General features: G+C 59.3%; 16 protein-coding genes. All 16 read left to right on the forward strand.

Translation table 11 applies throughout. The features are described 5' to 3' along the window. The first annotated feature begins 98 nt into the window (after positions 1–98). Positions 99–608: a phage baseplate assembly protein V gene (locus J4E53_RS27900; RefSeq protein WP_060738958.1), complete on the forward strand. Its 510-nt coding sequence runs from the start codon at positions 99–101 to the stop codon at positions 606–608. Continuing rightward, complete coding sequence (locus J4E53_RS27905; protein ID WP_060738957.1) at positions 608–1,006, forward strand: phage GP46 family protein; 399 nt, start codon at positions 608–610, stop codon at positions 1,004–1,006. Before J4E53_RS27900 ends, J4E53_RS27905 begins: the two co-directional genes overlap by 1 nt. Then, entirely contained in the window at positions 996–2,036 is a 1,041-nt protein-coding gene (locus tag J4E53_RS27910; RefSeq protein WP_060738956.1) for a baseplate J/gp47 family protein, read from the forward strand. The genes J4E53_RS27905 and J4E53_RS27910 overlap by 11 nt, the downstream gene beginning before the upstream one ends. After that, a complete protein-coding gene (locus tag J4E53_RS27915; RefSeq protein ID WP_060738955.1) occupies positions 2,024–2,623 on the forward strand; it encodes a YmfQ family protein in 600 nt (199 codons plus the stop codon). The genes J4E53_RS27910 and J4E53_RS27915 overlap by 13 nt, the downstream gene beginning before the upstream one ends. A 10-nt stretch (positions 2,624–2,633) precedes the next feature. Beyond that, positions 2,634–3,797 carry a hypothetical protein gene (locus J4E53_RS27920; protein WP_060738954.1) on the forward strand — a complete coding sequence of 388 codons (1,164 nt, stop codon included), beginning with the start codon at positions 2,634–2,636 and terminating at the stop codon, positions 3,795–3,797. Continuing rightward, entirely contained in the window at positions 3,794–4,303 is a 510-nt protein-coding gene (locus tag J4E53_RS27925; RefSeq protein WP_060738953.1) for a hypothetical protein, read from the forward strand. The genes J4E53_RS27920 and J4E53_RS27925 overlap by 4 nt, the downstream gene beginning before the upstream one ends. A 33-nt stretch (positions 4,304–4,336) precedes the next feature. Beyond that, complete coding sequence (locus tag J4E53_RS30915; protein ID WP_310650546.1) at positions 4,337–4,987, forward strand: hypothetical protein; 651 nt, start codon at positions 4,337–4,339, stop codon at positions 4,985–4,987. Further along, the gene (locus J4E53_RS31230) at positions 4,941–5,246 is read left to right on the forward strand and encodes a gp53-like domain-containing protein (RefSeq protein WP_404942919.1); all 306 of its coding nucleotides are present in this window, start codon (positions 4,941–4,943) and stop codon (positions 5,244–5,246) included. The genes J4E53_RS30915 and J4E53_RS31230 overlap by 47 nt, the downstream gene beginning before the upstream one ends. A 9-nt stretch (positions 5,247–5,255) precedes the next feature. Beyond that, complete coding sequence (locus tag J4E53_RS30850; protein ID WP_060738951.1) at positions 5,256–5,975, forward strand: tail fiber assembly protein; 720 nt, start codon at positions 5,256–5,258, stop codon at positions 5,973–5,975. 105 nt (positions 5,976–6,080) lie between these two features. Beyond that, entirely contained in the window at positions 6,081–6,992 is a 912-nt protein-coding gene (locus tag J4E53_RS27940; protein ID WP_060738950.1) for a hypothetical protein, read from the forward strand. Positions 6,993–6,999: 7 nt separating this feature from the next. Continuing rightward, complete coding sequence (locus J4E53_RS27945; protein ID WP_177431706.1) at positions 7,000–7,437, forward strand: phage tail assembly chaperone; 438 nt, start codon at positions 7,000–7,002, stop codon at positions 7,435–7,437. Positions 7,438–7,461: 24 nt separating this feature from the next. Next, positions 7,462–8,025, forward strand: coding sequence for a glycoside hydrolase family 19 protein (locus tag J4E53_RS27950; protein ID WP_103308740.1), 564 nt, complete (start codon positions 7,462–7,464; stop codon positions 8,023–8,025). Next, positions 8,007–8,543: a lysis system i-spanin subunit Rz gene (locus J4E53_RS27955; protein ID WP_060738948.1), complete on the forward strand. Its 537-nt coding sequence runs from the start codon at positions 8,007–8,009 to the stop codon at positions 8,541–8,543. The genes J4E53_RS27950 and J4E53_RS27955 overlap by 19 nt, the downstream gene beginning before the upstream one ends. A 71-nt stretch (positions 8,544–8,614) precedes the next feature. After that, positions 8,615–9,115, forward strand: coding sequence for a CinA family protein (locus tag J4E53_RS27960; RefSeq protein WP_103308739.1), 501 nt, complete (start codon positions 8,615–8,617; stop codon positions 9,113–9,115). Between the two features lie 83 nt (positions 9,116–9,198). Beyond that, positions 9,199–10,251 (forward strand): recombinase RecA, encoded by a 1,053-nt coding sequence (gene recA, locus J4E53_RS27965; RefSeq protein ID WP_003198351.1) that lies wholly within the window; start codon positions 9,199–9,201, stop codon positions 10,249–10,251. An 8-nt stretch (positions 10,252–10,259) separates the two neighbouring features. After that, the coding region (recX, locus tag J4E53_RS27970; RefSeq protein ID WP_207268237.1) for a recombination regulator RecX at positions 10,260–10,678 on the forward strand (419 nt) is incomplete at its 3' end.

Raw genomic sequence — 10,678 nt, forward strand, 5'->3', positions numbered from 1 at the left:
CTTGTGGGAGCGAGCCTGCTCGCGATGGCGGCAGTGCAGCCAACAGAGATGTTGATCCAAACACCGCGTTCAAGTCCCCGATTCTCAAGGAAACCTCAATGAGCCTACTGACCCGCCTCCTGGCGCGCGGCACTGTCGTGCTCGCCCATTCGGCCACCAAGCTGCAGTCGCTGCAAATGCGCCTCACCGCCGGCGAAGTGAACGACGATATGGAGCACTTCGAACCCTACGGCTTCACCAGCAACCCGCTGGCCGGTGCCGAGGGCATTGCCACGTTCCTGGGGGGCGATCGCTCCCATGCCGTGGTCCTGGTGGTCGCCGATCGCCGCTTCCGTCTCCAGGCCCTGGCCCCCGGCGAAGTGGCGCTCTACACCGACGAAGGCGACAAGCTCCACTTCAAGCGCGGTCGTGTCATCGACATCGAGACTGCAACCCTGAACATCCGCGCCAGTAGCGCGGTGAACATCGACAGCCCGGTCATCAACCACACCGGCAAGATCGTCTCCCAAGGCGACCAGATCGCCGGCGGCATCAGCCAGATCAAACATGTGCATGGCGGCGTACAGGCCGGCAGCGGCCAGACCGGTGCGCCGGCGGGAGGTCAATGATGTTCATCAGCCAGGACCTGCACGCCGCGCTGACCCGCTCGGTGCTGATCAGCCTGTTCACCTGGCGCCGCGCCGCTGACGACGATGCCGTCGATGATGACGAACGTTTCGGCTGGTGGGGCGACACCTTTCCCACCGTTGCCGACGACCGCATCGGCTCGCGGCTGTGGCTGTTGCGCCGGGTCAAGCTGACCCGCCAGACCCAGCTCGACGCCGAATTCTATGCCCGCGAAGCCTTGCAATGGCTGATCGATGACGGCCACTGCAGCGCCATCGACATCATCAGCGAACGCCTCGACGCCCAGCGCTTGAACCTGCGCACGGTCCTGACCCTGGCCGACGGCGAGCGCCTGGACATCAACCCCGATAACAGTTGGCAGGTGACCTATGCCGTTTGAAACCCCTTCGCTGCCGGTGCTGATCAAACGCGCCCAAAGCGACCTGGCCAGCGATTCGCTGCGCCAGTCCGATGCCCAAGTGCTGGCCCGCACTCTTGGCGGCGCCGCCTACGGCCTGTATGGCTACCTGGACTGGATCGCCGAGCAGATCCTGCCGGACAAAGCCGATGAGTCCACCCTGGAACGCATCGCTGCCCTGCGCCTGAACCAGGCGCGCAAAGCGGCCCAAGTGGCCAGCGGCAATGTCAGCTTCAGCGCTACGGCAGGTGCCGTGCTGGATGTCGATACGCTGCTGCAATCGACCGATGGCCGCACTTACAAAGTGATCACCGCCCGCACCACCAGCAATGGCCTGAACACCGCCACCGTCGCGGCGCTGGAAGCCGGTAGCCTGGGCAATGCCGACGCCGGCCTGGTGCTGACACCGGTGCAGCCGCTTCTGGGCATCGACAATCGCTTCACCGTGCTGGCGCCGGGGCTGACCGGCGGTGTTGCCAGGGAAAGCCTTGAGTCCCTGCGCGCCAGAGTGATCCGTTCCTATCGCGTGATTCCCCACGGCGGTTCGGCCCAGGACTATGAAACCTGGGCCCTGGAGTGCCCCGGCATCACCCGTGCGTGGTGCCGGGGTAGCTACCTGGGGCCAGGCACCGTCGGCCTGTTCGTGATGCGGGACGACGACCCGCAACCGATCCCCAACGCCGAGCAATTGGAAGAAGTGCGGGCCTACATCGAGCCCTTGCGCCCGGTGACCGCCGAGCTGCACGTGCTGGCGCCGACGCAGGTTCCGGTCAACTACAGGCTGCGCATCACGCCGGACACCAGCGCCGTGCGGGCGGCCATCGAGGCCCAATTGCGCGACTTGCACAATCGTGAAGCCGGCCTCGGCGAAACCCTGTTGTGGAGTCATATCGCTGAAGCCATCAGCAGCGCCACCGGCGAAACCGACCACAAACTCAGTGCGCCAGTCGCCGATGTCGTCGCCGCCAGCAACCAGTTGCTGACGTTCGGAGGTTGCACATGGCAGGAATAAGAACCGCCGAACAGTACCAGGCCCAGCTGCGCAGCCTGCTGCCCAGCGGCCCGGCATGGGATCCGGAGCGCGTGCCGGAACTGGACGACGTGCTGCAAGGCATCGCCCAGGAACTGGCACGCCTCGACGCCCGTGCCGCCGACCTGCTCAACGAGATGGATCCGGCAGGCGTGAGTGAGCTGGTACCGGACTGGGAGCGGGTGATGAACCTGCCGGATCCGTGCCTCGGGGCCACGCCGTTGTATGACGATCGCCGTCTGGCGGTGCGCCGACGGTTGTTGGCGGTGGGCAGCCAAGCCATTGCCTATTACGTGGAAATCGCCAAGAGCCAGGGTTACCCCAACGCCACCATCACTGAACTGAAGGCGCCGCGCATGGGCCGCGCCCGGTTCGGCGAAGCGCATTTTGGCACCTGGCAGGCGCAATTCATGTGGACCCTCAATACCGGTGGCCGGCTGCTGCTGGGGCGGCGTTTTGGTGCGAGCTATTGGGGGGAGCGTTTTGGCGTCAATCCGGGCTCGGCCCTGGAATGCCTGATTCACCGCAGTGCACCGGCGCATACCAAGGTTCACATCAATTATGACTAGGGAGTAGACGATGGATTATCCGAAAAGTGTGCCCAGCGCCGGGCTGGTGAGTGGGAAGTTCGTGGATGAAAACCCGCTGACCGGGACGCCGGGGTCGTTGATTCCGGCGGCTTGGGGGAACGGGGTGACACAGGAAATCGTGAATGTCATCAAAGCGGGTGATCTGACGCCAGATGAAACCCAGAACGATCAGCTGCTCGAGGCGATTCAGTCGGTTACCGCCAAGGGCTGGAACCAGGACCTCGCGCTTCCGATCACCGCCTTGCCGCTGCCGACGATTGCAACAGCGGACGCCCGCCTGGCGATAACGCCAACGGCACTGTCAACCAGCGGCGGCCGTGTCTCGATTCCGGCGGGTGTGTACATCAGCGTCGGACAAGAGGTGGTGAGTGGACGGTTGGGTCGATCACGTACCTACGTGACGGCGGCTTGGAGCAGCGCCGATTTATTGCCCAGCGCCAGTTATTTTCTACGCGCACAGGTCATCGGCGGTGTGCTGACGTTCTATATGCAGCGTGGAAGCCTGTATGACCTTTCGCCGGAGTCCTTGAAGGGTACGGTCAACGGAGCGTCCGGCGGCGGCTTTGCGTCCACGCCCCTGGACATGTGCCTGGCCTGGGTCATGACCGGGGCGCCAGGTTCCTTGCCAACGATTCGCACGATTTACAACCGTGCTCAATTGACCTGGACGCAAACGGTGAATGGCACTGGAGTGGTGTATCTGCCGCTGGATCCGCATGCGCGTGCGGCGCGGCTTGTGGCGGGGAATCCGACACCCTCTCCGAGTGCCGTGACTTCGCTGGCGTTCGTTCAGGCCGGGTGGATTGGGGGCAACTACAGCTATCTGTCTCCCGTCGCGACAACACCCGGCAACAATCCCGGGGGGTGGACAAACCCCGCCAGTCCGTCCATGTGCGTGCTGTTCTCCAGTAACGTCGTCAATGACGTGAGCGTCTCCACGGTCACGGCCAGTTTTGACCATACACAGCTGCGTTCGCTTTGGCAGTCGTACCAGGCCGAGCACACACTCGGCGCAACCAATGCCGATAGCGACGAATTGCTATTGAGCATGGGAATCAAGGGGCACCAGGCATTGACGGATTACAGCGTGGGTATCGCCGTCAACTTTACCAATGCAATCAATGTTCACCTGTCCTGGGAGCTGATCCGATGAAAGTCATTCAAGAACTGCACCAGTACGAAGATGGACTTCGCCCGCCTGCACCTTCGTCCGCCCATATCTGGGAGGACGGTACTTGGGTACTAACCGAAGAGAATGCCGCCGAGCAGTTGCGCCAGGAAGTCGAACGCCTGTGCGTCAAGGTCGATACCGCTGCCGACAGCGCCCGTCGCACGTTGGCCGGAGATCCGTTGCGGGCCCTGGAATACCAACAAGCCGCCCTCGAAGCGCAGGCCTTCAAGGATCAGGGTTATCCGAAAAAAGCCGTTCCGTTGGCCGTTTCTGCGTGGGTCGTCAAAGGCCGTACAGCCAGGCAGGCGGCGGATCAGATTCTCGCCAAGGCCGCTGAGTTTGAAGCGAACCTGCTGGCGCTTCGCGAACTGCGCCTCAAGGCCAAGGCGCAGATTCGCGCGCACATGGCCAAAGGCAAGGCGGATCTTGCGCGCCAAGTCGCTGATGAGGTGCTTGTGGCCATTCGTGAACTCCACCTCTTCGCGTGATTTCTTTCTTCCTTTCGATATAGAGAAACAAATATGGATTATCCAAAGAGCGTTCCCAGCGCAGGGCTGGTGAATGGGAAGTTTGTCGACGAAAATCCTTTGATGGGGACGCCAGGTTCGTTGATCCCTGCACGATGGGGGAATTCGGTTACAGACGAAGTATTGAATGTTATCGACGAAGCAGGACTCAACCCGAATGAGGCGGATTCCACGCAACTCATCCAAGCCATCCGACGTATCAATCAGGCCGGTAGTGAGAATCACGCACAGGATAACGGCGCCGCGAATATCTACACCGTCGCCTACCTGCCTGCTTTGTCCACACTGGTTGATGGAATGGTTTTGCGCTTCAAGGCGAAAACCGCCAACACAGGCGCCAGTACATTTTCACCTAACGATTTATCTGCCAAACCTATTGTTGGCCTCGCCTTGTCTGCTCTTCAGGCTGGTGAGATTGTTGCGAATGGCATGTGCAGTGTCGTTTGGTCAGCGACTTTGGATAAGTGGGTATTGTTGAGTTGTACGGGGGGGGGGAACAAAGGCCACTACCACCAGTGTCGGTCTTGCCAGATTCGGTACCTCAGCCGAGCAATTGGCAGGTTTACTTACAACGGTTATGTCCAACCCTTCAGGGGTGATGGCTCTCCTGACCGCATGGTTTCCGAGAAGAGCTTTTGCTGTTAATGATTATGTTCGCATCCCAGACGTGCCAGGGGGGCTTATAGTTCAGTGGGGAGAGGCCACGTCAACAGCGGCTACTCATACGGTGAACTGGCCAATTGCGTTTCCTAATGCGGTACGCCAGGCAATTGCGTTTGACCAAACTAATGGGATACCGGTATTCACTATTTCCACTGATCCTACCGCGCTGTCCAATTCTTCGGGTCGGTTTGTTTCGTCGGGAACATTTGGACTTTATGGCTTTTTTGCCATCGGGAATTAAGGAGTCGCTATGTACTATTCGAGTTCAGTCAACGGTTTCATTCCTGCTGCTTGGAAGTCTGATGGGACTTATCTGATTGAAGACTGGCCTACGGATGCCATTCTTTTGACTGAGAAAGAGCTAAACACCTATGCTAGGAAACCACCACCCGAAGGCAAGCAACTGGGGTTTGAAAATGGGCGTCCAGTCTGGATCGATGCCCCCTCACTTCCTCCGTTAACCCGCGAGGGAGTCGAAGCACTACGACTTCGAGCCTATGCCGATCCACTAGCCGGTAGCGACCGTTATTTCTCTGAGGTCCAGCGAATGCGGGCGATGGATATAGAAGGTTGGGAAGTTGTACTTGATTTAGGCGTTGCTCGCTATGAGGCGATTCAAAATCAATATCCCTGGCCTACCGAATTAAGCAATTTGCCGGGTATGCACACCGTCGAGTCTCGCCCGGATAATCTCGATGTCTGGGGGGATAACATTCGGGTATTTGACGAGCCGCTACAACTGGCTGACCTCAAGCGAGAAGCCTTGGCAAAACGCGAAAAACTGTTGCTGGAGGCTGTTCAGAAAGTTGCCCTCTTTCAGTACGCCGAAGACATTGGCGACGCCACTGACCAGGAACAGCTGATGTTGATGGAGTGGAAACTCTACAGCGTTGAATTGAATCGCATCCAGCATCAGGTCGGTTTTCCAACCGATATCGACTGGCCTGTCATGCCTGAGCCTGCTGCTTAAGCAATCGCCAGAAAATTCTCAATTTCCCGTGCCACCGCCGAATGAACAACAGGTGAGGTTTTTTATCGCCTTCATTTTGGTCGCTGGCTAATCAGGAGCGAAAATTTGGATTACCCAAAAAGTGTGCCTAGTGCGGGTCTGTCGAACGGCAGGTTTGTGGACGAAGATCCCTTGGCGGGTAAGCCGGGGTCCTTGATCCCCGCCAGTTGGGGCAACGGTGTGACGCAGGAATTACTCAATGTCATTCAAGCCGCCGGGATAGCGCCGTCGGAAGCCCTCTCCAACCAATTGCTTACAGCCTTGCGGGGGAGCGGGTTGTTTCTCACCGCGCCGCTATTCGATAACAGCCGGGCCGTCGCAACGACTGAATACGTACTCCGCCGAGGGGTGCAATATGGTGGGTTCGATGTCTACAACACCGGTGCGACATTGACAGTATCGGATGTTGGCGGAGTTGCCAGTTTCGCCAGTAACACACCGGTTACCGCCAGACTGCCGGCTACCGCCGAAATTATACAGGGCGCCACAGTGACGATTGTCAATGCGGGAACCGGCATGGTCACCGTTTCAACGGCATCCGCTATTGATGTGCTATGCGCGTCGAATGGTGCGCAGGGGGCAATCACTATTGGTCTGGGCGAAACGGCGGAGTTCATTAAACTCACTAACCAATGGCGTCTTATTGGCGGTACTGTTGCCTTGAAGTATTCGGCCATGTCCATTTCGTCATTGCAACCCAATGGCTGGAAGCGCACGCCTGATGCAACGAGTCCGACGGGATATGTTATCGAGCAGTGGGGCATTTCTTCCAGCGGAGCGGATGCCAACGGCGTTATCGTAACGTTTCCAATGTCCTTCCCTAATGCCGTCAGAAACATTGTAGTGACCGATGGAGGCCCCACTTGTGCGTCTTTTGGAGTCTCCACAGGCTCGCTGAGCCAATTCAGGCTTTATGGGCGGGACTACAATGGCGCCTATTCAAATTGGACTGGATTATGGCGAGCGATAGGTTATTGAGGGGGAGATGAATATGTTGATTTATTACGCTCAATCCACGGGCGGGTTTTACAACTCTATCGATCACGCTAACAATCTTCCTGAAGACGCGATCAAGATCACCGATGAAGAATATAGAGCGTTATTTGCCGCACCCTTTCTGAACAAATGTATCGAGTCGGACGCCAAAGGTCGTCCGGTGCTCTCGGATATGTCCGTTAATGAGCTCACGGTACGAGCGACCAGTGAAAAGAATTGGCGTGATGCATTGCTCACAGCAACCGACCGCCTCATAGCGAGAGATCGCGACGAAATGGATGACGGTGGCGGTACGACGCTGGACCAAACACAGTACACGCAGCTTCAGGCTTATCGCCGGGCTATGAGGGATTGGCCACAGGATGAGCACTTTCCAGCCACTGAACATCGTCCGGTTGCGCCGTCCTGGCTGGCCGGACATCTTTGATCATGCACTTGCGATGACCTGAACATGGATCTTACGCAGCAGCAACTCATCAACATCATGCCCGACGCCCGCGCCCAAGCGGGCGTTTTTATTTCCGCGCTAAACACCGCGATGTCCCGCTATCGTATCGACACACCCAAACGCATGGCCGCGTTCCTGGCCCAGGTCGGTCATGAGTCGGGGCAATTGCGTTATGTCCGCGAGCTGGGCAGTGAGCAATATCTGAGCAAGTACGATACCGGAACCCTGGCCGTTCGCCTGGGCAACTCACCCCGGGCCGACGGTGACGGCCAGAAATATCGTGGCCGAGGACTGATCCAGATTACCGGCCGCGACAATTACCTTCGTTGCAGTCAGGGCCTGTTTGGCGACGCGCGTCTGCTGACGTTGCCGCAGTTGCTGGAGCAACCGCAATGGGCCGCTGAATCCGCGGCGTGGTTCTGGGAGCAGAACGGCTTGAACGAACTGGCCGACCGCGATCAATTCAACACCATCACCCGCCGTATCAACGGTGGTTTGAATGGCTTGGAGGCGCGCCTGCAACTCTGGGCGCGGGCGAGGGCGGTGTTATGCCAGTCTTCGGCCTGATGCCTTTTTCTGCTCGTACCCTTGGCATTGTCGTTTTACTGACAGTGTTGGCGGGTGGTCCGGCAATGCTCGCGTGGCGACTCCAGGATTGGCGTTATGGCCAACAATTGGCGCAATTGGCACAAGCCCAGACTGCGACGTTGAGTCAGATAAGCCAGGCGGCCGCGATGCAGCAAAAGGCCGAGCGGGACAAACGCCTCGCCCTTGAGCAACAACTCTCCACCAGCGAACAAACCCATTACCGAGCCTTGAGCGATGCCCAACGTGACCAGGATCGCCTGCGCGATCGCCTTGCTACTGCCGATGTCCGGCTGTCAGTCCTCCTCGACGCCAACGATGTTGCCGCCGGTTGTGCAGTGCCTGCCGCCACCGGCGCCGGCGGCCTGGATCATGGCGCCCCACGCGCCCGACTTGACCCGGCGCATGCTCAACGAATTATCGCCATCACCGACGCCGGTGATCGCGGACTGATTGCCTTGCAGGCCTGTCAGGCCTATATCAGAGCGCTGGGTCGGTAATCCGGCGAGCCTTGCAAGCGTCGACTGCTCGTGTACGGTAGGCCTCAATCGTGGGGAATCAGGAGAGCACCATGGACGACATTACCGAACTGGCCGCTGAATTGGGCAGACGCCTGCAGTTGCTCAATGCCCACGTCACCACGGCCGAGTCCTGTACGGGCGGCGGGATTGCCGAGGCGATTACCCGGATTCCGGGGAGTTCCGCCTGGTTCGAGGCCGGTTATGTCACCTATTCCAATCGCCAGAAAAGCCAGCAACTGGAGGTGCCGGCCCAGTTGTTCGAGAAGGTCGGGGCGGTCAGCCGCGAGGTGGTCGAGGCCATGGCACAAGGCGCCCAGCGCAAAAGCCTGGCGCGTTTTGCCGTGGCGGTCAGCGGGGTGGCCGGGCCGGATGGGGGTTCGCCGAGCAAACCGGTGGGCACCGTATGGCTCGCCTGGGCCGTTGGCCAGACGCTGATCAGCGAGCAGCGCTTCTTTGCAGGCAACCGCGACGAGGTCCGCCGACAAACGGTGAAGGCCGCGCTAGAGGGGCTGCTGCAACATGCCGCTGTAGAAATCTCAAATCAGGGGTAGGCGATCCTCAATCGCTGTGGAATAATACTGGCTACTTATACAGGTGTTGGCCGTCAGGCCTTATTGATTACGTGAGGACTTTAATGGACGACAACAAGAAGAAAGCCTTGGCTGCGGCCTTGGGTCAGATCGAACGTCAATTCGGCAAGGGTGCCGTAATGCGTATGGGCGATCAGGACCGTCAGGCTATTCCTTCCATCTCCACCGGCTCCCTGGGCCTGGACATTGCGCTTGGCATCGGCGGTCTGCCAAAAGGCCGAATCGTTGAAATCTACGGTCCTGAGTCGTCCGGTAAAACCACACTGACCCTGTCCGTGATCGCCCAGGCCCAAAAAGCCGGCGCGACCTGCGCCTTCGTCGACGCCGAACACGCCCTGGACCCGGAATATGCCGGCAAACTGGGCGTCAACGTCGACGACCTGCTGGTTTCCCAGCCGGACACCGGCGAGCAGGCCCTGGAAATCACCGACATGCTGGTGCGTTCCAACGCGGTCGACGTGATCATCGTCGACTCCGTGGCGGCACTGGTGCCAAAGGCTGAAATCGAAGGTGAAATGGGCGACATGCACGTGGGCCTCCAGGCTCGCCTGATGTCTCAGGCCCTGCGCAAGATCACCGGTAACATCAAGAACGCCAACTGTCTGGTGATCTTCATCAACCAGATCCGTATGAAGATCGGCGTGATGTTCGGCAGCCCGGAAACCACCACCGGTGGTAACGCACTGAAGTTCTACGCCTCGGTTCGCCTCGACATCCGCCGTACTGGCGCGGTGAAAGAAGGTGATGAGGTTGTCGGCAGCGAAACCCGCGTCAAGGTCGTGAAGAACAAGGTGGCTTCGCCGTTCCGTCAGGCCGAGTTCCAGATTCTTTACGGCAAGGGCATCTACCTCAATGGCGAGATGATCGACCTGGGTGTGTTGCACGGTTTCGTCGAGAAGTCGGGCGCCTGGTATGCCTACAACGGCACCAAGATCGGTCAGGGCAAGGCCAACTCGGCCAAGTTCCTGGCGGATAACCCGGAAGTCGCCGCTGCTCTCGAGAAGCAATTGCGTGACAAGCTGTTGAGCCCGGTTGCAGACGTCAAGTCCGTGGCTAATCGCGAGACTGCTGACGATCTGGCTGACGCTGACATCTGATCGATCCGATGACCGCCGTACTCGATACCCTCGTCGCGGTGCGGCGAACCGCGATGGACCTGCTCGCCAGGCGCGAGCACGGTCGGGTCGAGCTGACGCGTAAACTGCGTCAGCGCGGCGCGCCCGATGAATTGATCGACACGGCCCTCGACCGTTTGACTGAAGAGGGCCTGCTGTCGGAGTCCCGTTACCTGGAAAGCTTCGTCGCTTATCGCGCGCGCTCCGGCTACGGTCCTTTGCGCATTCGTGAGGAACTGGGCCAGCGCGGTTTGCAGCGCCCGGATATCGAACTCGCCTTGCGCGAAAGCGGTATCGATTGGCAGGAGCAACTGACGGACACCTGGCGTCGCAAGTTCTCCGGACATTTGCCCATCGATGCACGAGAGCGAGCCAAGCAAGGGCGTTTCCTGGCGTACCGAGGCTACTC

Source organism: Pseudomonas sp. FW305-28 (assembly GCF_017351395.1).
GTDB lineage: Bacteria > Pseudomonadota > Gammaproteobacteria > Pseudomonadales > Pseudomonadaceae > Aquipseudomonas > Aquipseudomonas fluorescens_AA.